This window comes from Rubrivivax sp. A210 (assembly GCF_904426505.1).
Taxonomy (GTDB): Bacteria; Pseudomonadota; Gammaproteobacteria; order Burkholderiales; family Burkholderiaceae_C; genus Rubrivivax.
Genome location: NZ_CAJGBN010000056.1, coordinates 248,290 through 271,634 on the forward strand (window position 1 = coordinate 248,290; position 23,345 = coordinate 271,634).

General features: G+C 69.5%; 23 protein-coding genes. 15 read left to right on the plus strand and 8 right to left on the minus strand.

Translation table 11 applies throughout. The features are described from left to right. Positions 1–2: 2 nt before the first annotated feature. Complete coding sequence (locus JMV16_RS20980) at positions 3–1,436, plus strand: pyridoxal phosphate-dependent decarboxylase family protein (protein WP_201496261.1); 1,434 nt, start codon at positions 3–5, stop codon at positions 1,434–1,436. Positions 1,437–1,458: 22 nt separating this feature from the next. On the opposite strand, the gene JMV16_RS20985 is transcribed toward JMV16_RS20980, so the two are convergent. From JMV16_RS20985 to tsaE, 3 genes are all read right to left on the minus strand, one after another. Continuing rightward, the gene (locus JMV16_RS20985; protein ID WP_201496262.1) at positions 1,459–2,139 is read right to left on the minus strand and encodes a PEP-CTERM sorting domain-containing protein; all 681 of its coding nucleotides are present in this window, start codon (positions 2,137–2,139) and stop codon (positions 1,459–1,461) included. 115 nt (positions 2,140–2,254) lie between these two features. Beyond that, entirely contained in the window at positions 2,255–3,610 is a 1,356-nt protein-coding gene (locus JMV16_RS20990; protein WP_201496263.1) for an N-acetylmuramoyl-L-alanine amidase, read from the minus strand. Further along, positions 3,607–4,086 carry a tRNA (adenosine(37)-N6)-threonylcarbamoyltransferase complex ATPase subunit type 1 TsaE gene (gene tsaE, locus JMV16_RS20995; RefSeq protein WP_201496264.1) on the minus strand — a complete coding sequence of 160 codons (480 nt, stop codon included), beginning with the start codon at positions 4,084–4,086 and terminating at the stop codon, positions 3,607–3,609. The genes JMV16_RS20990 and tsaE overlap by 4 nt, the downstream gene beginning before the upstream one ends. Here tsaE and queG point away from each other — a divergent pair. Continuing rightward, positions 4,072–5,154: a tRNA epoxyqueuosine(34) reductase QueG gene (gene queG / locus JMV16_RS21000; protein WP_201496265.1), complete on the plus strand. Its 1,083-nt coding sequence runs from the start codon at positions 4,072–4,074 to the stop codon at positions 5,152–5,154. The genes tsaE and queG overlap by 15 nt on opposite strands. Positions 5,155–5,176: 22 nt before the next feature. On the opposite strand, the gene JMV16_RS21005 is transcribed toward queG, so the two are convergent. Next, positions 5,177–6,430 carry a D-amino acid dehydrogenase gene (locus JMV16_RS21005; RefSeq protein WP_201496266.1) on the minus strand — a complete coding sequence of 418 codons (1,254 nt, stop codon included), beginning with the start codon at positions 6,428–6,430 and terminating at the stop codon, positions 5,177–5,179. 83 nt (positions 6,431–6,513) lie between these two features. Between JMV16_RS21005 and JMV16_RS21010 the strand changes: the two genes are divergently transcribed. From JMV16_RS21010 to bamC, 5 genes are all read left to right on the plus strand, one after another. Beyond that, positions 6,514–7,731: an MFS transporter gene (locus tag JMV16_RS21010; RefSeq protein ID WP_201496267.1), complete on the plus strand. Its 1,218-nt coding sequence runs from the start codon at positions 6,514–6,516 to the stop codon at positions 7,729–7,731. A 23-nt stretch (positions 7,732–7,754) separates the two neighbouring features. After that, positions 7,755–7,889 carry a hypothetical protein gene (locus JMV16_RS24450; protein WP_255511431.1) on the plus strand — a complete coding sequence of 45 codons (135 nt, stop codon included), beginning with the start codon at positions 7,755–7,757 and terminating at the stop codon, positions 7,887–7,889. Further along, entirely contained in the window at positions 7,880–8,440 is a 561-nt protein-coding gene (locus JMV16_RS21015; RefSeq protein ID WP_201496268.1) for a class I SAM-dependent methyltransferase, read from the plus strand. The genes JMV16_RS24450 and JMV16_RS21015 overlap by 10 nt, the downstream gene beginning before the upstream one ends. Positions 8,441–8,480: 40 nt before the next feature. Beyond that, complete coding sequence (gene dapA / locus JMV16_RS21020; RefSeq protein WP_201496269.1) at positions 8,481–9,365, plus strand: 4-hydroxy-tetrahydrodipicolinate synthase; 885 nt, start codon at positions 8,481–8,483, stop codon at positions 9,363–9,365. 77 nt (positions 9,366–9,442) lie between these two features. Continuing rightward, positions 9,443–10,609 carry an outer membrane protein assembly factor BamC gene (gene bamC, locus JMV16_RS21025; protein WP_236580637.1) on the plus strand — a complete coding sequence of 389 codons (1,167 nt, stop codon included), beginning with the start codon at positions 9,443–9,445 and terminating at the stop codon, positions 10,607–10,609. Between the two features lie 94 nt (positions 10,610–10,703). Here the strand turns inward: bamC and JMV16_RS21030 are convergent, their stop codons facing one another. From JMV16_RS21030 to JMV16_RS21040, 3 genes are all read right to left on the minus strand, one after another. After that, positions 10,704–10,904, minus strand: coding sequence for a hypothetical protein (locus JMV16_RS21030; protein ID WP_201496271.1), 201 nt, complete (start codon positions 10,902–10,904; stop codon positions 10,704–10,706). Positions 10,905–11,069: 165 nt separating this feature from the next. Next, positions 11,070–11,594: a hypothetical protein gene (locus JMV16_RS21035; protein ID WP_201496272.1), complete on the minus strand. Its 525-nt coding sequence runs from the start codon at positions 11,592–11,594 to the stop codon at positions 11,070–11,072. Further along, positions 11,591–12,724, minus strand: coding sequence for a cupin domain-containing protein (locus tag JMV16_RS21040; RefSeq protein ID WP_201496273.1), 1,134 nt, complete (start codon positions 12,722–12,724; stop codon positions 11,591–11,593). The genes JMV16_RS21035 and JMV16_RS21040 overlap by 4 nt, the downstream gene beginning before the upstream one ends. 57 nt (positions 12,725–12,781) lie before the next feature. On the opposite strand from JMV16_RS21040, the gene JMV16_RS21045 reads away from it, so the two are divergent. Continuing rightward, positions 12,782–13,291, plus strand: a complete 510-nt coding sequence (locus JMV16_RS21045) for a peptidylprolyl isomerase (protein ID WP_201496274.1) — start codon at positions 12,782–12,784, stop codon at positions 13,289–13,291. A gap of 4 nt (positions 13,292–13,295) precedes the next feature. Here JMV16_RS21045 and JMV16_RS21050 read toward each other — a convergent pair whose 3' ends face one another. Further along, the gene (locus JMV16_RS21050; protein WP_411565058.1) at positions 13,296–14,486 is read right to left on the minus strand and encodes a methyltransferase; all 1,191 of its coding nucleotides are present in this window, start codon (positions 14,484–14,486) and stop codon (positions 13,296–13,298) included. Positions 14,487–14,809: 323 nt separating this feature from the next. Here JMV16_RS21050 and JMV16_RS21055 point away from each other — a divergent pair, with 323 nt between their 5' ends. The 7 genes from JMV16_RS21055 to JMV16_RS21085 all read left to right on the plus strand — a co-directional run. Further along, the gene (locus JMV16_RS21055) at positions 14,810–15,952 is read left to right on the plus strand and encodes a methyl-accepting chemotaxis protein (protein WP_201496275.1); all 1,143 of its coding nucleotides are present in this window, start codon (positions 14,810–14,812) and stop codon (positions 15,950–15,952) included. A 14-nt stretch (positions 15,953–15,966) separates the two neighbouring features. Beyond that, the gene (locus JMV16_RS21060; protein ID WP_201496276.1) at positions 15,967–16,335 is read left to right on the plus strand and encodes a response regulator; all 369 of its coding nucleotides are present in this window, start codon (positions 15,967–15,969) and stop codon (positions 16,333–16,335) included. 56 nt (positions 16,336–16,391) lie between these two features. After that, a complete protein-coding gene (locus tag JMV16_RS21065) occupies positions 16,392–16,709 on the plus strand; it encodes an STAS domain-containing protein (RefSeq protein WP_201496277.1) in 318 nt (105 codons plus the stop codon). A gap of 55 nt (positions 16,710–16,764) precedes the next feature. Beyond that, on the plus strand, positions 16,765–18,921 hold the full coding sequence (locus tag JMV16_RS21070; RefSeq protein WP_201496278.1) for a chemotaxis protein CheA: 2,157 nt from the start codon (positions 16,765–16,767) through the stop codon (positions 18,919–18,921). A 65-nt stretch (positions 18,922–18,986) separates the two neighbouring features. Continuing rightward, entirely contained in the window at positions 18,987–21,563 is a 2,577-nt protein-coding gene (locus JMV16_RS24550; protein WP_201496279.1) for a methyl-accepting chemotaxis protein, read from the plus strand. 12 nt (positions 21,564–21,575) lie between these two features. Continuing rightward, entirely contained in the window at positions 21,576–22,139 is a 564-nt protein-coding gene (locus JMV16_RS21080) for a chemotaxis protein CheW (protein WP_411565059.1), read from the plus strand. A gap of 79 nt (positions 22,140–22,218) precedes the next feature. After that, positions 22,219–23,345: methyl-accepting chemotaxis protein (locus JMV16_RS21085; RefSeq protein WP_201496280.1), on the plus strand; the 1,127-nt coding region annotated here is incomplete at its 3' end.

Genomic DNA, 23,345 nt, shown 5'->3' on the forward strand with positions numbered 1-23,345 from the left:
CCATGACACCCGAAGAATTCCGCCAGCACGGCCATGCCGTGATCGACTGGATCGCCGACTACCGTGCCCGCCTCGAAACCCTGCCGGTCAGGTCGCGCAGCCAGCCGGGCGAGATCCGCGCCGCGCTGCCGGCCGCGCCGCCCGATGCGGCCGAGCCCTTCGAGGCCATCCTGGCCGATCTCGACCGCCTCGTCGTGCCGGGGCTCTCGCAGTGGCAGCACCCGCGCTTCTTCGGCTACTTTCCGTCCAACAGCCTGCTGGCCAGCGTGCTGGGCGACTTCGTCAGCAGCGGCCTGGGCGTCATCGGCCTGGCCTGGCAGAGCAGCCCGGCGCTGACCGAGGTGGAAGAGGTCGTCACCGACTGGCTGCGCCAGATGGTGGGCCTGTCGGCCGCCTGGAGCGGCGTGATCCAGGATACGGCCTCGACCAGCACCCTGGTGGCCCTGCTCTCGGCGCGCGAGCGCAGCACGGCCTACGGCCTGGCGCGCGGTGGCCTGCAGGCCGAGACCGCACCGCTGGTGGTCTACGTCTCGGCGCACAGCCACAGCTCGGTGGAGAAGGCGGCGCTGCTGGCCGGCTTCGGCCGCGACAACGTGCGCGTCGTCGCCCACGACGAGCGCCACGCGATGCGCCCCGAAGCCCTGGCCACGGCCATCGCCGCCGACGTGGCGGCCGGCCGCAAGCCCTGCGCCGTGGTGGCCACCTGCGGCAGCACCGCCACCACGGCCATCGACCCGGTGGCGGCCATCGCCGCCCTGGCGCAGCAACACGGCCTGTGGCTGCATGTCGACGCGGCAATGGCCGGCTCGGCCATGATCCTGCCCGAATGCCGCTGGATGTGGGACGGCATCGAAGGCGCCGACTCGTTGGTGCTCAACCCGCACAAATGGCTGGGCGCCACCTTCGACTGCTCGGTCTACTTCGTGCGCGATGCCGAGCATCTGGTGCGCGTGATGTCCACCCACCCGAGCTACCTGCAGACCGCGGCCGACGGCCAGGTCAGGAACTACCGCGACTGGGGCCTGCCGCTGGGGCGGCGCTTTCGCGCGCTCAAGCTCTGGTTCCTGATCCGCGAGCAGGGCGTGGCAGGCCTGCAGGCGCGCCTGCGCCGCGACATGGGCCATGCGCGCTGGCTCGAAGGCCAAGTCGCCCAGACCCCCGGCTGGCGCCTGCTGGCGCCGCTGACGCTGCAGACCCTGTGCGTGCGCCACGAGCCGCCGGGGCAGGAAGGCGAGGCGCTGGACCGCCACACCCAGGCCTGGGCCGAGCGCATCAACGCCTCGGGCCTGGCCTACCTGACGCCGGCCCAACTGGATGGGCGCTGGATGGTGCGCGTCTCCATCGGCGCCGAAGCCACCGAGCTGCGGCATGTGCAGCAGCTGTGGGCCGCGATGCGGGCGCAGGTGGACGCAATCACTGACCCGCCCAGCACCTGATCGGCCGGGCCTTGGCCCTGCCTCAGCGCGTGCGGCGGGCGCGACGCAGCACGGCCAGGCCCAGGCCGACCAGGGCCAGCGAGCCGGGTTCGGGCACGACTTCGAAGTCCAGATCCTGGATGCGGACCTCGGTCGCGTCGGTGTCGGCATGGACCACGAAGACGGTGCCGACCAGGTTGAGGCCGGGGTGGTCGGAAACACCGCCGTAATTGAGGGCATCCTGGCCGTCGACCTCGAAGCGCAGGAAATCGCCGATGGACGCATCCCAGCGGCCGATATTGAGCGTGGTCAGGCGCACCGCGCGGTCGAAGGTGAAGACCAGGGCCTCGTCCAGGTCGGTGGCGGAAGTGCCGTCGCCGCCGTCCATGTTGTCGGAATCGGTCGTGCCTGTGCCCATGGTGACACCCAGGCCGGTGCTGCCGAAGTAGACGCCGGCGCCCGCGGCGCGGCTGCTGTTGACCGGCGTGAAGATGCCCGTCGACGGGGCCGCGGTTGCGGTGACGGTCAGCGTCACGCCGCCGCGCACGAACTGCAGCGAATCGTGGCCGACGTTGTCGGGGGCTGCCGGGTCGACGCCGGTGCTCTCGAAGTTGACGTGGATGGGCGCCGCCTGGGCCAGGCTGGCAGCGCCGAGCAGCAGGCCCAGGGCGAGGGCGCGCAAGGGAGTGGCCAGCATCTTGGAGGAAAGCGGTCTGAACTGCATGATGTCCCTGTCAATATTGTTTTGAGAGGGCTTCAGTCTAGATTTCAGGCGGCGCGCCGCAAAGGCGGCCAGCCCCCCGCGAGCGCGGGGGACGCCTGCCAACTAATTCCGTTTTTCAGAGCAGGCGTTGGCGCGCCAGCGGCGGATTGCGTGCGAAATAACGCCGGATGCCGGCCGTCATCGCCTCCACCAGACGCTCGCGGTAGGCCGCATCGCGCAGCAGCTTCTCCTCGTCGGGGTTGGAGATGAAGGCGGTCTCGACCAGGATGCTGGGGATGTCGGGCGCCTTCAGTACCGCGAAGCCGGCCTGCTCGACCTGCGGCTTGTGCAGGCGGCCGACGCCGCCTATGCGCGCCAGCACCTCGCCGCCCAGGCGCAGGCTGTCCTTGATCTGGGCCGCTGTGCTCATGTCGATCAGAGTCTGCAACAGCTGGGGGTCTTTCACCGCGCGGCTGTTGACGCCGCCCACGGCGTCGGCGGCGTTCTCCTTGGCCGCAATCCAACGCGCGGCGGCGCTGCTGGCGCCGCGCGTGGACAGCGCGAAGACGCTGGCACCGCGCGCCTCGGGCCGCATGAAGGCATCGGCGTGGATGCTGACGAAGAGATCAGCCTGCACCCGCCGCGCCTTGCGCACACGCTCGTGCAGCGGCACGAAGAAATCGGCGTCGCGCGTCAGCATCGCGCGCATGCCGGGCACGGCATCCAGCCGCTCGCGCAAGGCCAGCGCGATGGCCAGCACCACGTCCTTCTCGCGCAGGCCGCTGGGGCCGATGGCGCCGGGGTCTTCACCGCCATGGCCGGGATCAAGGGCGACGATGACGAGGCGGTCGACGCGCTGGCGCTCGGCCGCGGTGGGCGGGGCCGGAGGCGGCGGTGCGGCGGCGGCGAGGGGCGGCGCGGCTGGGGCTTCGGCCGGCGGCTGCAAGGGCGGCTCGCCCGGCTGCTCGATGCGCGCGATCAGTTCGCCCAGCGCATCGGCGGCGGCGGCAGACTGCGCCGCCGTCTCGCGCTCGCGGATCAGTGCCAGCAACGGGTCGGCCTCCTCGGCCGGAAAGAGATCGAAGACCAGGCGATGGCGGTAGGCACCCACCGGCGCCAGCGTGAACAGCTCGGGCCGCACCGGCTGGCGCAGGTCGAACACCAGGCGCACCACGCGCGGCTGGTACTGACCCACGCGCACGCCGGCGATGAAGGGGTCGTCGGGCCGCACCTTGCCCACCAGCTCGCGCAGCTCGGGGCTGAGCTGCAGGCCGGCGATGTCGACCACCAGGCGGTGCGGTGCCTCGGTGAGCAGGTGGGTGGCTGCCAGGGCCGCGTCGGATTCGATGGTGACGCGGGTGTAGTCCTTGGCCGGCCACACGCGCACCGCCACGATCACCGGGCTGGCGGTAGCGGCCGAGGCGATGCACCAGGCCGGCAGCAGCAGCGCCAGGCGGCCCATCTGGCGCAGGGCCTGGCGGCGGGCGTTCATGCCAGCAGTTCCAGGCCGAGTGCGGTGTGGGCCTCGATGCGCAGGCTGCGGCCCTCGTTGTCCAGCGGCTCGATGAAGAGGCTCAGATCGGCCAGCGGCAACGCGCCAGCCGCACGTTCAGGCCATTCGGCGAGCTTGAGCCCGGGCGCGGCAAAGAGATCGCGCATGCCGGCGTCGGCCCATTCGCGCTTGTCAGTCAGGCGGTAGAAATCGAAGTGCGATATCGCCAGCCCGTCCTGCTCGTACAGCTCGACCACGGCATAGGTGGGGCTCTTGATGCGGCCGGCCACGCCCAGCGCCCGCAGCAGCTGGCGCACGAAGGTGGTCTTGCCGGCGCCCAGCGGGCCGTGCAGCTCGATGTAGGCATTGCGCAGCGCCGGGTGCAGCGCCAGGGTGGCGGCATAGGCGGTGCAGGCGGCCTCGTCGGGCCAGCTGCACAGGCGGCTTCCTAGAATCGGCGCATGCCGGGCGGACATCACTTGGACGGACAGCCGCTGGTGCAGCAGCTGCGGGGGTGGGCGCGAGAGCTGGGATTCTCACAGATCGGCATTGCCGGCATCGACCTCGCGACGGCCGAGCCCGGCCTGCAGGCCTGGCTGGCGGCCGGATTCCACGGCGGCATGAGCTACATGGCTGCGCACGGCATGAAGCGCTCCCGCCCGGCCGAGCTGGTGCCGGGCACGGTGAGCGTGATCAGCGCGCGCATGGACTACCTGCCGCGCGGCGCGGCCGAGGGCTGGGTGGCGGCCGAGCAGGCCGCGCTGGCCGACCCCGGCCGCGCCGTGGTCTCGGTCTATGCGCGGGGCCGCGATTACCACAAGGTGCTGCGCCAGCGCCTGCAAACCCTGGCCGAGCGCCTGCAGCAGGCCGTGGGGCCGCGCGGCCACCGCGTCTTCACCGACAGCGCCCCGGTGCTCGAGGTCGAACTGGCCACGCGCGCCGGCCTGGGCTGGCGCGGCAAGCACACGCTGGCGCTGGCGCGCGACGCCGGCTCGATGTTCTTCCTGGGCGAACTCTTCGTCGACCTGCCCCTGCCCGCCGACCCACCGGCCAGCGCCCACTGCGGCCGCTGCAGCGCCTGCATGGACATCTGCCCGACGCAGGCCATCGTTGCGCCCTACCGGCTCGATGCGAGGCGCTGCATCAGCTACCTCACCATCGAGCACGAGGGTGCCATCGCCCCCGAGCTGCGCCCGCTGATCGGCAACCGCATCTACGGCTGCGACGACTGCCAGCTCGCCTGCCCCTGGAACCGCTGGGCGCAGCGCAGCCCGCTGGCCGATTTCGACGAACGCGCCGGCCTCGGCCAGGCCACGCTGCTGGCGCTGTGGGCGTGGAGCGAGGCCGATTTCCTGCGCCTCACCGAGGGCAGCGCGATCCGCCGCATCGGCTATGGCCGCTGGCGCCGCAACCTCGCCGTGGCCCTGGGCAATGCCTGGCGCGAGACCGGAGACGCCGCCATCGCGCAGGCGCTGCACGCGGCACAGGCCGGCGCCGACGACGTGGTCGCCGAGCACATCGCCTGGGCGCTGGCGCAGCGCTGAGCCTGGAGCCAGATCAGCCGGCTCAGCCGTAACGCGCCAGCGCCAGCCCACTCACGTCGATGTCGGGCGTGCGCCCCGATACCAGGTCGGCGATGACGCGGCCGGTGCCGGCCGCCATGGTCCAGCCCAGCGTGCCGTGGCCGGTGGCCAGCAGCAGGTGCTTGACCGGCGTGGGCCCGACGATGGGCGTGCCGTCGGGCGTCATCGGGCGCAGGCCGCACCAGAACTCGGCCTTGGCGACATCGCCACCCTGCGGAAAGAGGTCGCTCACCACATGCGCCAGCGTGGCCCGGCGGGCCTCGCGCAGGGCCAGGTTGTAGCCCCCCAGTTCGGCCGTGCCACCGACGCGGATGCGGCTGCCCAGCCGCGTGACAGCGACCTTGTGCGTCTCGTCCATGATGGTGCTCTCGGGCGCGAACTTCGGGTCGGTCACCGGCAGCGTGATCGAATAGCCCTTGACCGGGTAGACCGGGATGCGGATGCCCACCGGCTCCAGCAGCTGCGGGCTGTAGCTGCCCAGCGCCAGCACCACGCGGTCGGCGCGCAGCAGGCCGCCATCGGTGTGGACGCCGGTGATGGCGCCGCCACCCACCTGCAGCCCATCGATGCGCGTGTTCCAGCGGAACTTCACGCCCAGCGCCGCGGCCATCTCGGCCAGGCGGTTGCTGAAGAGAAAGCAGTCGCCAGTCTCGTCGCCGGGCAGGCGCAGCGCGCCGACGAACTTGTGCTGGGTGAGCGCCAGCGCCGGCTCTGCCTTGCAGAAGCCGGCGCGGTCCAGCACCTCAAAGGGCACGCCGTACTGCTTGAGCACGGCCACGTCGCCGCCGATGCCGTCGAGCTGCTTCTGAGTGCGGAACAGCTGCAGCGTGCCCTGGGCGCGGTCGTCGTAGGCGATGGCCGTCTCGTCGCGCAAGGCCTTGAGGCAGTCGCGGCTGTATTCGGCGATGGGCACCATGCGGCTCTTGTTGACGGCATAGGCGCGCGCATTGCAGTTCATCAACATCTGCCAGCCCCAGCGCCACATGGCGGGGTCGAGCAGCGGCCGTATCACCAGCGGCGAATGCTGCATCAGCATCCACTTGATGGCCTTCACCGGCACGCCGGGGCCGGCCCAGGGCGAGCTGTAGCCGGGCGAGACCTCGCCGGCATTGGCAAAGCTGGTTTCCAGCGCCGGCCCGGCCTGACGGTCGACCACCTCGACCTCGTGGCCGGCACGGGCCAGGTAATAGGCCGAAGCCACGCCAATCACGCCACCACCGAGTACCAGAACCTTCATGGAGCCCCCTGCCCTTGCGATGGACAGCCACTGTAGCGGCGGCCCCACCGGCAGGCAGAAGCGTTTTCCAAGAGAATCGCCGCATGAATCCCGCTTCGACCCCCCCTCGGCTGTCAATGTCTCAGGTGCTGCTGTGCGGCGCCGCCATCGTCACGCTGAGCATGGGTGTGCGCCATGGCTTCGGCCTGTGGTTGCAGCCCATCACGATGGAGCGCGGCTGGACGCGCGAGACCTTTGCCTTCGCGCTGGCGGTGCAAAACCTGTCATGGGGCATCGCCGGGCCCTTTGCCGGCATGCTGGCCGACCGTTTCGGCGCCATCCGCGTGCTCGTCGGCTCCGGGCTGCTCTATGCCATCGGCCTGGTGCTGATGGCGCTGGCGCCTACCGGCGTGACCTTCACGCTCAGCGCCGGCATCCTGCTCGGCATCGCCCAGGCCGGCTGCACCTATGCCGTGGTCTATGGCGTCATCACACGCAATGTCTCGGCCGAGAAGCGCTCTTGGGCCATGGGCATCACGGCCGCCGCCGGTTCCTTCGGCCAGTTCCTGATGGTGCCGGTGTCCAGCGGCTTGATCAGCGCCTTCGGCTGGCAGCAGGCTCTGATCATCCTGGGCTTTGCCATGCTGCTGGTGGCGCCGCTGGCCCTGGGCCTGCGCGAAGGCGCCATGGCCGCCACTTCCGGCCCGCAGCAAAGCATTCTGGAAGCCGTGCGCGAGGCCTTCCGCTACCGCAGCTTCCAGCTGCTGATGGCGGGCTATTTCGTCTGCGGCTTCCAGGTCGTCTTCATCGGCGTACACATGCCGAGCTACCTCAAGGACCACGGCCTCTCGCCCCAGGTGGCCACCATGGCGCTGGCGCTGATCGGCCTCTTCAACGTCTTCGGCACCTACATCGCCGGCGCCCTCGGCCAGCGCCTGGCCAAGCGCCACATCCTGGCCGCCATCTACCTGCTGCGCGCCGCCGCCATCGTCATCTTCCTGGCCGTGCCGCTCACGCCCGCCAGCGTCTATGTCTTCTCGTCGGTGATGGGCCTGCTGTGGCTGAGCACGGTGCCGCCCACCAATGCCATCGTGGCGCAGATCTTCGGCATCAAGCATTTCTCGATGCTGGGCGGCTTCGTCTTCCTGTCGCACCAGGTCGGCAGCTTCATGGGCGTGTGGCTGGGCGGCAAGCTCTACGACGCCACCGGCAGCTACGACGTCGTCTGGTGGATCGCGGTGGCGCTGGGCATCTTTGCCGCGCTCATCAACCTGCCGGTGCGCGAGACCGCGATCACGCGGCCGGTGGCGCAGCCGGCGTGAGCCGCGCAGAAGGCCGCCCCGCCATGCCCCGCCCTGCCCTGCTGCGCGCCGCCACCATCTGGGCCGCTGCCCTGGCGGCGCTGGCGGCGGTCTTCATGGCGTATCTGAACCCGCACCTGGTGTTCGACCTCGCCACGCGCGTCTGGGCATGCTTCTAGCGCCGCCCTCGGCCTGGGTGCGGCGCTTTGCCGGCCTCATCGCGCCGGGAGGCACGGTGCTCGACCTCGCCTGCGGCAGCGGCCGCCATCTGCACTGGCTGGCGGCCCAGGGCTGGCGGCTCACCGGCGTCGACCGCGACGCCGCCGCACTCGCCCCGCTGGCGGCGGCCTGCCCGCAGGCCGAGCTGATCACGGCCGACATCGAGGGCGGCCCCTGGCCGCTGGCAGGCCGCCGCTTCGACGCCATCGTCGTCACCAACTACCTCTGGCGCCCGCTCTGGCCGGCGCTGCTGGACGCGCTGGCCGAGGGCGGCGTGCTGATCTACGAGACCTTCGCCGCCGGCCATGCGCAATACGGCCGTCCGTCGCGGCCTGATTTCCTGCTCGAACGCGGTGAACTGTTGCGGCTGTGCGAGGGCCTGCGCGTGGTGGCTTTCGAGGACGGCATCGAAGCCACGGTGCCGCGCTGCGTGCAGCGCATCGTCGTGATGCGGGAGCCCCCCGGCACGCCGACGGCGCGGCTGGCCGTCCTCGACGGCCCCGGCGGCTAAAATCGCGCCCTCGCCCAGGAACCCGGCCAGGACCCGCCCCATGAATCCCATCACCGGCAGCATCGTCGCCCTCGTGACGCCCATGCACGAAGACGGCAGCGTCGACTATCCGGCGCTGCGCCGCCTGATCGACTGGCACATCGCCGAAGGCACCGATTGCATAGGCGTCGTCGGCACCACGGGCGAATCGCCCACGGTGTCGGTGGAAGAACACTGCGAGATCATCCGCGTCGCCGTCGAGCATGCTGCCGGCCGCGTGCCCATCATGGCCGGCGCCGGCGCCAACGCCACGCGCGAGGCCATCGAGCTGACGCGCTATGCCAAGCAGGTGGGCGCCGACTGCTCGCTGCAGGTCGTGCCCTACTACAACAAGCCGTCGCAGGAAGGCATCTACCAGCACTTCAAGGCCATCGCCGAGGCGGTGGATCTGCCGGTGGTGCTCTACAACGTGCCCGGCCGCACGGTGGCCGACATGCTGCCCGAGACCACGCTGCGCCTGGCCCAGGTGCCGGGCATCGTGGCCATCAAGGAGGCCAGCGGCAACATCGAGCGCGCGGCCCAGCTCATCAAGCATGCGCCCAAGGGCTTTGCCATCTATTCCGGCGACGACGGCACCGCCATCGCGCTGATGCTGCTGGGCGGCCACGGCAACGTCAGCGTCACCGCCAATGTGGCGCCGCGCCTGATGCACGAGCTGTGCATGGCGGCGATGGCCGGCGAGGTCAAGCGCGCCACCGCCATCCACCTGCAGCTGCTCGCGCTGCACAGGCAGCTTTTCTGCGAACCCAGCCCCACGCCCACCAAGTGGGCGCTGCAGCAGATGGGGCTGTGCGGCGCCGCCGTGCGCCTGCCGATCACGCCGCTGACGGCGGCCGGCCAGGCCCTGGTGGGCGGCGCGCTGCGCGAAGCCGGCCTGCTGCGCTGATGCCGCGCCACCGCTGCGCCGCCCCCCTTCCATGCCATGACCACGGCCGCCACGCGGCCGTGGCGGAGACCGCGAACGTGAATTCCCATCTTGCTGCCACCCCCATCCGGCTCAGCGCACTCGCGCTGGCGGCAACGCTGGTGGCCTGTTCCTCGGTCGATTCGCTGTTCTCGGGCGACAAGGTCGACTACCGCTCCGCGGCCAAGGCCAAGGCGCTTGAGGTGCCGCCCGACCTCACCCAACTGGCGCAGCAATCGCGCTACCAGGTGCAGGGCGGCGTGATCAGCGCGGCCAATGCCGGCGGCGCGGCGGCGGCGCCGGTGACCACGGCCGCGGCCACCGGCGGCGTGGCGATCACGGCGCAGGGCGAGATCCGCGTCGAGCGCGCCGGCCAGCAGCGTTGGCTGGTGGCGCCGGCCGCCCCCGAGGTGCTGTGGCCCAGGCTCAAGGCCTTCTGGGAGCAGCGCGGCTTCACGCTCGAGGAAGAGAACGCCGCCCTCGGCGTGATGGAGACCGGCTGGAACGAGAACCGCGCCAAGCTGCCCAACGACGTGGTGCGCAGCACCCTGGGGCGGCTGTTCGGCAATGTCTACGACAGCGGCGAGCGCGACCGCTATCGCACCCGCATCGAGCGCACCGCCCAGGGCAGCGAGATCTACCTGTCGCACCGCGGCCTCGAGGAGATCTACACCGACGAGAAGCGCGAGAACACGCGCTGGCGCCCGCGTGCCCCCGACCCCCAACTCGAGGCCGAGATGCTGGCGCGGCTGATGCTGGCGCTGGGCGGCAAGGACGAACCCACGCGAGCGGCCGGCGCCCCGGTGGCGCCCGCCACACCCAGCGCCCAGGCCCAGCAGGTGCTCAAGGCACCCGAGGGCCCGGCGCGCGCCCGCGCCGTCGCCGGCGCCGCAGCGCTGGAGGTGGATGAGCCCTTCGACCGCGCCTGGCGCCGCGTCGGCCTGGCGCTGGACCGCGGCGGCTTCTCGGTCGAGGACCGCGACCGCAATGCCGGCCTCTACTATGTGCGCTACGTCGACCCCAAGGCGGCGGGCAAGGAAGAGCCCGGCTGGTGGGCACGCCTGTTCGGTGACTCCAGCAACCCCCAGGCCGCGGTGCGTTACCGCATTGCCGTCAAGGGCCAGGGCGAGAAGACCGCGGTCACCGTGCTCACCTCGGCCGGCGGCGCCGACAGCGGCGAGAACGGCCGCAACATCGCCGCCGCCCTGGTGACCGAACTGCGCTGACGGCCCACCCGCCCATGCAAAAGGCCGCCCGAGGGCGGCCTTTTTCGTCTTGCCGTGAGCCGCCTTGCGGCGGGCCCTTGGCAATGCGACTGGCTTACTTGGAAGCAGCGGCGGCCGGCGCGGTGGCTTCGGAAGCGGCGGCGGCGGGGGCCGAAGCGGCATCAGCCGGGGCGGGGGCCGGCGCCGGGGCGGGAGCAGCGGCCGGGGCCGGGGCGGGCGCCGGGGCTTCGGTCTTGCCGCAGGCGGCCAGGGCGAGCGTGGCAACCAGGGAAGCCAGGATGAGCGACTTGTTCATGTGTGTATCCTCAATGAGTTATGGGTCAGGAGTGAGCTTTTATTGGGCGCTCTTCGACGATGCTCAGAGACCCATCACAAATAGACGGTGGCGGCCAGTTCAAGATGAATTTCGTGACCAATCCGCTGTCTAGCCCACGATTATAGCCCGCCCCCGGGCAAGCCCCTATAGACCCAGTGTGTTCACGGCAAAGGCGGTCTCGGACCGTTGCAAAACCGCGTCAACCCGCTCGCGCCACAAATGGGCCGCGCGCAGATCGACCAGGGCGCGTCCGCGCCAGTGCGTGGCATCGGCCAGGTGTACGCTGACGGCGCGGTCGTCCAGCAGCAGCGTCGGCAGTTCAGCCGCCATTTCGGCCGGCGCCTGCCAGAAGCTCATCGCATGCGCCCAGTCGCGGCGCCAGGCAACAAAGCGCGGGTGGAAGCGCGGCACGTCGTCGTAGGCCGCCGCCAGCAGCACCAGGCGGCGCTGCGGCAGGCGCAGCCAGTCGGTCAGCGCGCGCAGCAAGTCGGCATCGCTCCAGGGCCAGATCTCGAAGCTGGGGGCTACGCAGCTGATCTGGCGCGCGCCCTGGACGATGGCGGTGTCGAAACCCCAGCGCAGCGCGGCGACGAAATCGGCCTGGCTGGCGATGGCGGGCGCGGGCGCAGGCGTTGGCGCGGCTGCCGGTGCGGAGGCCTCTTCGCTCATGCCTCTACCTGCCGCAGCCAGCCGGCCGCCAACCAGTCGTCGACCAGGGCCAGGGCGCCAGTGCCAAGGCGGCGCCACTCGGCCGGGGCCAGGTGGCGCGCGTCGGCCAGGCGACGCATCAACTGGGCATCGCGGCCTCCGGCGCGGAAGGCCTCGCCGTTGATGAAGACATGGTGCTCGTCGTACATCATGCGCGTGCAGGGGTCCAGGCTCAGCGCGACGCCGGCGCGGCGCGCCACGCCGGAACGGAACCAGACCCGCGGCTTGGGCTCGCTCAACACCTCGCCGAGGGCGCGCTTCAGCCACTGCGGATCGGCCAGATGCTGCTCGACCGCGCGGCGTGCGAAGTCGACCAGGCCTTCGGGGATGGCGCCCGGCGTCGCCGTCGCGGCCTGGCGCGGATCGCGGTAGAGCTTGCCAGGGCCGGCGTCGTCCTCGTCGGCCACGCGCTGCAGCAACTCGCGCGCCAGTTCGTCGGCGGCGGGCGCGCGGAAGCCCACCGAGCAGGTGATGCAGTCGCCGCCCTCGGCGACGCCGTCGTGGCCCCACAGCGGCGGCAGGTAGAGCATGTCGCCCGGCTCCAGCACCCAGTCGAGCGTGGGCTCGAACTGGCGCAGGATCTTCAGCGGCAGGCCGTCGACAAAGGCGGTGTCGCCCGGCGGCGCGACGCGCCAGCGCCGCCGGCCGTGGACCTGGATCAGGAAGACATCGTAGGAATCGACATGCGGCCCGACGCCGCCACCGGGGCTGGCCCAGGAAGCCATGAGGTCGTCCAGCCGCGCGTCAGGCACGAAGCGGAAGCGCTCGCGCATGGCGCTGGCCGCCGGCACATGCAGATCCAGCCCCTGCACCAGCAGCGTCCAGTCGGGCTGCGCCAGCGGCGGCAGCATGCGCCGCTGCAACGGGCCGTGGCGCACCCGCCATTTGCCGCCCTGGCGCTCGACCAGGCGCGACTCGACATCGTCACTGGCGGCCAGCGCGAACAGCGCTGATCGGGGCAGCGGCGGCTTCACGCCGGGCCAGGCCTGGCGCACCAGCAGCGGCTTCTTCTGCCAGTGGCGGCGCATGAAGGCGGCCGGGGTGAGGCCGCCCAACATCGTCAATGGGGCGAGCGGGGCTTGTTCATCCATGGCGCCATTCTCGCCCCCGCGGTTCGGCGCCGGGAGGGGCTGTGACATCATCTGACGATGCGCATCGATACCCCCTGCGTGGTCAGCCTGAGCTGGAAGCTCAGCGACGGCCAGAACCGCCCCATCGACGAACTCGGCGAGGCCGTTGAGTTCTTCTACGGCGGCAATGACCTGCTGGCCAAGGTCGAGGAAGCCCTGGCCGGCCACGAGGCCGGCGACGAACTGCACATCCACCTCGAGCCCGAGCACGCCTTCGGCGACTACGACGCCGCCCTGGTGTGCTTCGAAGACCGCAAGCTCTTCCCCGAGGTGCTGGAGACCGGCATGGCCTTCGAGGGCCTGCCCGCCGGCCACGCCACGCCGGGCATGCCGGCCGACGCCATCTATGTCGTGACCGAGATCTACCCCTCGCATGTGGTGCTGGACGGCAACCACCCGCTGGCCGGGATGTCGCTGCGCCTGGCCCTCACGGTGCGCGACGTGCGCGCCGCCAGCGCCGACGAGATCGAGTCGCGCAGCGTCGGCGATGCGCCGCCGGTGTTGCGCCCGCCCGCGTCACTGCATTAGGTATTCAGGCGGCTCCCAGCCGCCACAAGGTGGTGACCTCGGCCGCACGCGCCGCATGCAGCGCATCGGCAGCATCGAAGGCCTTGCCGTGGCGCGGCCTCGTATCCAGGCGGCCGAGCACGCGCAGCCCGGCGTCGGCGATTGCGGCCGGCAATTCATCGCGGCCACGCAGGCCCAGGTGTTCAGCCAGATCGGACAGGATCAGCCAGCCCTCGCCGCACGGCGCCAGATGAGCCGCCAGGCCGCGCAGAAAACCCAGCAGCATGGCGCTGCCCTCGTCGTACACGGCGCGCTCCAGCGGCGAGCCCGGCCGCGCCGGCAGCCAGGGCGGGTTGCAGACGATGAGCGGCGCGCGCCCGGGCGGATAGAGATCGGCCTGCAGCAGCTGCACGCGCTCGGCCAGTTGCAACCGTGCCAGGTTCTCGGCGGCACAGGCCAGGGCGCGCGGCTCCTGGTCGGTGGCAATCACGCGCGCCAGGCCGCGCCGCGCCAGCACCGCCGCCAGCACGCCGGTGCCGGTGCCGATGTCGAAGGCCAGCGACTCCGATAGCGTGGCTTTCGGCACCGGTGCCTCTGCCACCAGATCGACGTACTCTCCACGCACCGGCGAGAACACGCCGTAGTGCGGATGGATGCGGTTGCCCGGCGGCGGGCCGAGGGCGGCAACGGCCACACCATTGCGCCGCCACTCGTAGGCGCTGATCAGGCCCAGCAGCTCGCGCAGCGAGACCACCGAATCCTCGTCGGCCGCCTCGGGTTCGCCCCAGGCCTGGGCGCAGGCGGCGCGCACATCGGGGGCGCGGCGCAGCGGAATGGCACGCTCGGCATCGAGAGGAATGAGCACCATGGCCAGCACGCGCGCACGCTGCGCTTGCGCCTGGCGGTGGCGATGGAAGGCGGCACCTGGTGCGTCATCGGCCGCCACCTTGGGCGCCGGCCGGCGCGGCGGGCGGTCGGCGCGGCGGGCCAGGGCCTGCACCAGCTGGCGCGCGTTCTGGAAGTCACCGCGCCAGAGCAGGGCCGTGCCCTCGCAGGCCAGGCGGTAGGCACGGTCGGCTGAAAGGGTGTCGTCGGCGATCACCACCCGCGACGGCGGCGGGCCGGGACGCTCGCAACGCCAGCGCGCGCTGCACGCCGCACCGCCCTCCATCCAGGCGATGCACGGCGTTTCGTCGAACTGGAGCGGGCTGGCCATCGGCAGAAGGTTAGCCGATGCCGCCCCAAAGGGAGCCAGCCGCGGAACTGCGGCACGCCCACCGTCCAGATTTCGCTCAAGTTCGGGCACGCGCGGCCGAAGGCAGCTGTCATGGCCCGGACGGCACGCTTGACCCGCGTCAATCAACCGCATCCCGGCCTACAGCCTGGGGGGCAGAAGCCGATAGAGCAGGGGCAAGGTCCGCCCCTCGACGGACCAGAGGAAGCTCTCGTGTTCGCTGCTGATTGCGCTGGGCCGCAGACCGGGCCGCAGGTTCCCGCCGCCGCCCTGCCGGCGGCAGCGCGCGCCTGAGCCACCAAGCCATGTCACGCCTTCCTTCCACTTTCTGGCTGCCCGCTGCATTGGGCCTGTTCGGCGCCACCGCCCTGCTGCTGGCCGCGGGACTGCAAGTGCTGGCCATCGTGGGGGCCCTGGCGCTGGCCGCCGCCGGCCTGGCGCTGGGCCGCCAGCACAGCCGGCAACTGCACGGGCAGCAGCTGGCCATCACCGATTTCCTCGAACTCCAGCATCACTTCGCCGAGCAGGTGTCGCCGATCTGGAGCGGCCACATCGAATCGTCGCGCGAGCAGATGGAGCGCGCGGTGTCGCAGCTCAGCGAGCGCTTCTCGGGCATCGCGCAGAAGCTCGACGCCGCGGTGCAGACCGCGGCACTCGAAACCCAGACGCTGGACGACGCCGAACACGGCATAGGCTCGGTGTTCGAGCGCAGCCGCACCGAGCTGGCCGCGGTGATCGAGGCCCAGCGCTCGGCCATGAACGGCATGACCACCATGCTTGAGAAGGTCAAGGGCCTGGACCGCTTCATCGTCGAACTTCAGGAGATGGCGGCCGAGGTGGCCAAGATCGCGCAGCAGACCAATCTGCTGGCACTGAACGCCGCCATCGAGGCGGCGCGCAGCGGCGAGTTCGGGCGCGGCTTCGCGGTCGTGGCCAAGGAATTCCGCATGCTCTCGACGCAATCGGGCGAGACCGGCAAACGCATGGCGGCCAAGGTGGGCGTCATCAGCCAGGCCATCGTCGAGACACGCAATGCGGTGCTCGAATCGGTGCGCGCCGAGGACGGTTCGGCCGCCGCGGCCGAGGCCGCCATCGGCCGCGTGCTCGACGATTTCCGCGGCATCACCGACGCGCTGCAGAACTCGAGCACCCTGCTCAAGGACGAGAGCGTGGGCATCCAGTCCGAGGTCAACGCGGCACTGGTGCAGTTGCAGTTCCAGGACCGCGTGAACCAGATCCTGACCCAGGTGCGGGACAACATCGGCCTGCTGCCCCGGCCCTTCGAGGAATCGGTGCAGCAGCACGCGTTGAACGGCCAATTGCAGGGCCTGGATGCCGAAGCCTTTCTGGCCGAAATCAAGAAGTCTTATGTGATGACCGACCAGCACATCGTTCACGCGGGCGGCAAGGTCGAAGAAAAGAATGAAACGGAAATCACCTTCTTTTAGGCGAGATGAATGCCATGGGTAAGACGATCATGATCGTTGACGACTCGGCCTCGATGCGCCAGGTAGTAGGCATCGCGCTCAAGGGTGCCGGCTACGCGGTGCTCGAGGGCAAGGACGGACGAGACGCGTTGACCAAACTCACCGGACAGAAGATTCACTTGATCATCAGCGACGTGAACATGCCCAACATGGATGGCATCGCCTTCGTCAAGGCGGTCAAGCAACTGGCGAACTACAAGTTCACGCCCATCATGATGCTGACCACCGAATCCGAAGAGGGCAAGAAGCGCGAAGGCCAGGCCGCCGGCGCACGCGCCTGGGTGGTCAAGCCGTTCCAGCCCGAGCACCTGCTCGGCGCCGTGGCCAAGCTCTGCCTGCCCTGAGCCGGGCCTCACAACGACCGGCGTTCAGCGCCGAACTCCACTCCCAAGAGGACGCCATGCCGAGCAAGTCCGACAAGAAGAACAAGGGCGGTGCGATGCGCATCGAGGGCGAGATGACGATCTTCCGCGCCGCCGAGCTCGCTCAAGCGCTGCAGGCAGGCCCGCCACCCGCGGAGCTGGACCTCAGCGGCGTGACCGAGATCGACTGCGCCGGCCTGCAGCTGCTGCTGCTGGCCAAGAAGAAGGCGCTGGCCGACAAGCGCGCCTTGAGCCTGGTGGGCCACAGCGCCGCCGTGACCGAGGTCTTCGAGCTGCTCAACGTCACGGCCTATTTCGGCGATCCCCTGGTCGTGCCCCCGCGCGCCAGCGCCTGAACGTGGCCGCAGTCTCCCCCGCGCCCCGCGCGACCCGCCAACCAGGACATCCGCCATGGATCTAGACCAGGCACTGCAGACCTTCATCTCGGAAAGCCGCGAACTGCTGGCAGACATGGAGAGCGCGCTGCTCGCGGTGGAGCAGGCCGACGAGAAGGAAGAGCTGGTCAACGCCATCTTCCGCGCCGCCCACACCATCAAGGGCTCGGCCGGGTTGTTCAGCCTGGACCACATCGTCGCCTTCACCCACGTCGTCGAGAGCCTGCTCGACCAGGTGCGGGCCGGCAAGCTGGAGATCGCCGCCGCGCTGGTGGGCCTGCTGCTCTCTTGCCGCGACCACATCTCGGCCCTGGTCGAGGCCGTGGCCGCGGGCCAGACCGAGCCCGACGAGGCGCTCTGCGCCGAAGGTGCACCGCTGATCACCCAGCTGCGCGCGCACCTGGCCGGCGGCGCTGCTGCGGTGGTGGCGGTTGGCGCCGCCGCCGAGGTCGAACCGCCAGTGGCCCGCGTCGGTGCGGCCGGCACGCCGTCGCGCGCCTGGCACATCTCGCTGCGCTTCGGCCCCGATGTGCTGCGCAACGGCATGGACCCGCTGAGCTTCATCCGCTACCTGCAGACCCTGGGCCAGATCCGCGGCATCGTCACCACGGCCGACGCGCTGCCCATCGACGGCAGCATGGACCCCGAGTCCTGCTACCTGGGCTTCGAGATCGCCATCGAGACCGAGGCCAGCAAGGCGACGCTGGAAAACGTGTTCGAGTTCGTCCGCGACGACTGCGAGCTGCACATCCTGCCGCCGCACAGCAAGGTGGCCGACTACGTGGAGTTGCTGCAGAAGCAGGACGAGCCGGCGCGCCTGGGCGAGATGCTGGTGCGCTGCGGCACGCTGACGCAGCAGGAGTTGGACAAGGCGCTGAAGGTGCAGGGCGACACGCCCGAGCGCCCCATCGGCAGCATCCTGGTCGAGCAGCAGGTGGTGCGGCCCGAGGTGGTCGAGGCCGCGCTCGTCAAGCAGAAGCAGGTCAAGGAGATCGGCGCCCAGGAAAGCCGCTCGATCCGCGTCGACGCCGACAAGCTCGACCAGCTCATCAACCTGGTGGGCGAACTCATCATCGCCGGCGCCAACGTCAACCTGATCGCGCGCCGCGCCCAGATCAACGACCTGCAGGAAAGCACCTCCAAGCTGAGCATGCTGGTCGAAGAGGTGCGCGACAGCGCCCTGCAACTGCGCATGGTGAAGATAGGCGCCACCTTCAGCCGCTTCCAGCGCGTGGTGCGGGATGTCTCGCACGACCTGGGCAAGGACATCGCGCTGGTGATCAGCGGCGAGGACACCGAACTCGACAAGACCGTGGTCGAGAAGATCGGCGACCCGCTGATGCACCTGGTGCGCAACTCGATGGACCACGGCATCGAGCCGGCCGAGGTGCGCGCCGCACGCGGCAAGCCGGCCCAGGGCACGCTGAAGCTGGATGCTTTCCACGACTCCGGCAGCATCGTCATCAGGGTGCAGGACGACGGCGGCGGCTTGAACCGCGAACGCATCCTGGCCAAGGCGGTGGAGCGCGGCCTGGTCGAGGCCGGCCACCACCTCAGCGACAGCGAGGTCTATGCGCTGATCTTCGAGCCCGGCTTCAGCACCGCCGAGAAGGTGACCAACCTCTCCGGCCGCGGCGTCGGCCTGGACGTGGTCAAGCGCAACATCACCGCGCTGCGCGGCACGGTGGAGATCGCCAGCGAGCAAGGCGTCGGCACCACCGTCACCGTGCGCCTGCCGCTCACCTTGGCCATCATCGACGGCTTCCTCGTCGGTGTCGGCAAGTCGGTGTTCGCGATCCCGCTGGACATGATCGAGGAATGCGTCGCCTACTCGGCCGAACCCGGCCACGACTACACCAATCTGCGCGGCGAAGTGCTGCCCTTCATCCGCCTGCGCAAGCTGTTCGCGGTGTCCGGCGCACCGACGCGGGGCGAGAACATCGTCGTGCTCAAGCACGCCGAGCAGAAGGCCGGGCTGGTGGTGGACACGCTGCTGGGAGAGTTCCAGACCGTGATCAAGCCGCTAGGCCAGATGTTCAGCCAGGTCAAGTGCATCAGCGGTTCCACCATTCTCGGCAGTGGTGACGTGGCGCTCATCCTGGATGTCCCGGCGCTCGTGCGCCAGGCCGTCCAGAGCGTGCCCGTGAGGCATGCCGAAGCCCTCGCGGCCTGAGCGCGTCCCATCCATTCCCGCCGGCGCAGTAGAGCCGACTCACAGCGACCAAGGAGAAAACCGAAATGTTCGCCAACATGAAGATCGGAACAAGGCTGGCAATAGGCTTTGCTTCCGTGCTGGTATTGCTGATCGTGGTCTCGGTGATCGGGGTGACCCGCATCGCGACCCTCAACGCCGAGGTCGACGGCCTGGTGCAGGACAAGTTCCCCAAGACCGTGCAGGCCAACGACATCATCGACGCCGTCAACACCATCGCACGCCGGCTGCGCAATGCCTACATCTTCAAGGACGCCGAGTCCGCCAAGGAACTGGATGCCATCGCCGATCAGCGCAAGGTCATCAGCGAGAGCATCGACAAGCTCGAGAAGACCATCCTCAGTGATGCCGGCAAGGCGCTTCTGAAGAAGGTCACCGAAGCGCGCGGGGCCTACGTGGCCGACCAGGAGCAGTTCATCGCGCTGCTCAAGGCCGGCAAGCGAGACGATGCCGCGGCCATGCTGTCCGGCGAACTGCGCAAGACCCAGGGCGACTACATGAAGGCCGTGGGCGGGCTGATCGAATTCCAGACCGAACTGGTGGCCAAGGCCGGCAAGGAGGCCGATGCATTGGCCGAGTCGTCCGAACGCGTGCTGATCATCCTGGCCACCGTGGCGGCCGTGCTGACCGCCCTGCTGGGCTGGTACATCACGCGCAGCATCACCGCGCCCACGCGCACCCTGGTGAACTGCGCCGACAAGATGGCCGCGGGTGACTTCGAGTTCAAGATCGAGATCAACAACAAGGACGAGGTCGGCGCGCTGGCGGCATCGATGCGCACCATGCAGGGCGCGGTGCAGGCCATGATCAACGACGCCGCCATGCTGTCCAAGGCGGCAGTCGAGGGCAAGCTCTCTACCCGTGCCGACGCCGCCAAGCACCAGGGCGACTACCGCAAGATCGTCGAAGGCGTGAACAGCACGCTGGACGCCGTGATCGGACCGCTGAACGTGGCCGCCAAGTACGTCTCCGACATCTCGCGCGGCGACATTCCGGCCAAGATCACCGATACCTACAACGGCGACTTCAACACCATCAAGGGCAACCTCAACACCTGCATCGACGCCGTCAACGCGCTGGTCGCCGACGCCAACGTGCTGTCCAAGGCCGCGGTCGAGGGCAAGCTGGCCACGCGCGCCGATGCCAGCAAGCACCAGGGCGATTTCCGCAAGGTCGTGCAGGGCGTCAACGACACGCTCGACGCCGTCATCGGCCCCCTGAACGTGGCCGCCAGGTACGTGGACGAGATCGCCAAGGGCGCCATCCCGCCCGTCATCACCGACACCTACAACGGTGACTTCAACACGCTGAAGAACAACCTCAATGCCTGCATAGAGGCCACCAACCAGCAGGCTGCTGCGGCGCAGGCGATCTCGATCGGCGATCTGACCGCGGTCGTCAAGGTGCGCTGCGAGGCCGACGTGATGGCCAAGAGTCTGGTCAACGTGATCAAGGCCATCAACGCTCTGGTGGCCGACGCCAACACCTTGTCCAAGGCCACGGTGGAGGGGCGCCTGGACGTGCGCGTCGACCCCAGCAAGCAGCAGGGCGACTACCGCAAGGTGCTGGAAGGCCTGAACAGCGTGATGGTGGCCGTCAACACGCCGGTGCAGGAACTGCGCGAAGTGCTCAGCGCCATGCAGGACGGTGACCTCACCGTTGCCATGAGGAAGAACTACGACGGCACCTGGGACGAGTTGAAGGGCGCGGTCAACAACACGCTGAAGAAGCTGGCCCAGGTGGTGACCGACGTCAACGCCGGCGCCCAGGCCCTGGCCAGTGCGTCAGAGGAAGTGAGCGCCACGGCGCAGTCGCTGTCGCAGGCGGCCAGCGAGCAGGCCGCGGGCGTGGAAGAGACCAGCGCCTCGATCGAGCAGATGACCAGTTCCATCGCGCAGAACACCGAGAACGCCAAGGTCACCGAGAGCATGGCTAGCAAGGCGGCCAGCGACGCGGCCGAGGGCGGCGAATCGGTGAATGCCACCGTGGCGGCGATGAAGCAGATCGCCAAGAAGATCAGCATCATCGACGACATCGCCGCGCAGACCAATCTGCTGGCGCTGAACGCGGCCATCGAAGCGGCGCGTGCCGGCGAGCACGGCAAGGGCTTCGCGGTGGTGGCCGCCGAAGTGCGCAAGCTGGCCGAACGCAGCCAGGTCGCGGCGCAGGAGATCGGCGAAGTCGCCGGCAGCAGCGTCGAACTGGCCGAGAAGGCGGGCAAGCTGCTCGAGCAGATGGTGCCGGCCATCCGCAAGACCTCCGACCTGGTGCAGGAGATATCCGCCGCATCCAGCGAGCAATCCTCGGGCGTGGGCCAGATCAACTCGGCGGTGAGCCAGCTCAACCAGACGACACAGCAGAACGCCTCCAGTTCCGAGGAACTGGCAGCCACCTCCGAAGAGATGAGCGGTCAGGCCGAGCAGTTGCAGCAAACCATGTCCTTCTTCAGGCTCGATGGCACGGTGCAGGGCAAGACGCCCGGCTTCACGGTGCGCAAGGCGGTGCAGGGCAAGCCCGGTGCAGTCCGGCCGTCTGTCAAGCCTGCGGGCGTGGCGTTGGCCACGGCAGCCACCATCGACGAGTCCCAGTTCACCAAGTTCTAGAAAGGAACTGCCATGAACCAAATGGTCAAGGCGCCGGGCACTGCCCTGGCAGCGGCCCATGCCGCGCAGGCGGCGGGCGCCGATGAAGAGAAGCAGTACCTGACCTTCACGCTGGGCACCGAGATGTTCTCGCTGGACATCCTGTGCATCAAGGAGATCATCTGGTACGCCGGCCTCACCGAGGTGCCGATGATGCCGGCCTGCATACGCGGCGTCATCAATCTGCGCGGCGCGGTGGTGCCGGTGATGGACCTCTCGGCCCGCTTCGGCCGCGCCTCGACGCCGGTGGGCAAGAGCACCTGCATCGTCATCACCGAAGTCGAGACCGCCGACGGCGCCGAGCGCCAGAACATGGGCATCGTGGTCGACGCGGTGCAGGCCGTGCTCGAGATCCCGTCGGCCGAAATCGAACCGGCGCCGAGCTTCGGCGCCAAGATACGCAGCGACTTCATCGAGGGCATTGCCAAGGTGAACGGGAAATTCGTGATCGTCCTCGACGTGCAGCGGGTGCTGTCGGCCGATGAGATCGGCGCCATGGGCCACGCTGCGGCCCTGGCCGAGCTGGCCCCGGCCTGAGTGTCGGCATCACGCCGAACGCGCAAGGGAATCGTCCACCATCATGGCCCCGGAGCCGGGGCCGCGGAGCTCTAGAGCCATGTTGTCCAACCTGAAGATTGGCGTCCGCCTGACGCTGGGTTTCACCATCGTGCTGGTGTTGATGGCCGTGCTGGCCGTCACCGGCATCAACGGCATGTCGACCGTCCAGGACCGCCTGGACGAGATCGTCACCGACAACGTCTACAAGACCAAGCTCAACTCCGAGATGGCCGAGGCGGTGCATATCGTCACCCGCATCACGCGCACCATCATCCTGCTCGACGAGCCGGGCGCGATGGCCAACGAGAAGAACAAGCTCGACGCCACGCGGGCCAGGTACAACGAGGCGTGGGAGGCGCTGGACAAGACCTCGGCCAGTGAAAAGGGCAAGGCGGTGCGCGCCAAGATCAAGGCCGCCGGTGCCGAGGCGCGAGGGCTCACCGACAAGGTGCTCGACCTGGCCTTCGCCAACAAGAACGACGAGGCCGTCAAGCTGCTGATGGCGCAGGCCGCGCCGGCGGCCCAACGCTGGCAGGATGCCATCGACGAGAACATTGCGCTGCAGGACGCCAACACCAAGGACGACGCGGCATCCGCCAAGGCGGCCTATGACTCGGCCTCGCGCCTGATGATTGGCATCGCGGTGGTGGCCATCGCCTTCGGCTCGCTGCTGGCCTGGGTGCTGACGCGCAGCATCACGCGGCCGGTGAACGAGGCCCTGGCTGCGGTCAGCCGCCTGGCCGATGGTGACCTCACGGTGCGCATCAACGCCACCGCCAAGGACGAGACCGGCCAGATGCTGCAGGCCATGGGCAACATGATCACCAAGCTCAGCCAGGTGGTGACCGACGTGAACAGCGGCGCCCAGGCCCTGGCCAGTGCGTCAGAGGAAGTGAGCGCCACGGCGCAGTCGCTGTCGCAGGCGGCCAGTGAGCAGGCCGCGGGCGTGGAAGAGACCAGCGCCTCGATCGAGCAGATGACCAGTTCCATCGCGCAGAACACCGAGAACGCCAAGGTCACCGAGAGCATGGCTAGCAAGGCGGCCAGCGACGCGGCCGAGGGCGGCGAATCGGTGAATGCCACCGTGGCGGCGATGAAGCAGATCGCCAAGAAGATCAGCATCATCGACGACATCGCCGCGCAGACCAATCTGCTGGCGCTGAACGCGGCCATCGAAGCGGCGCG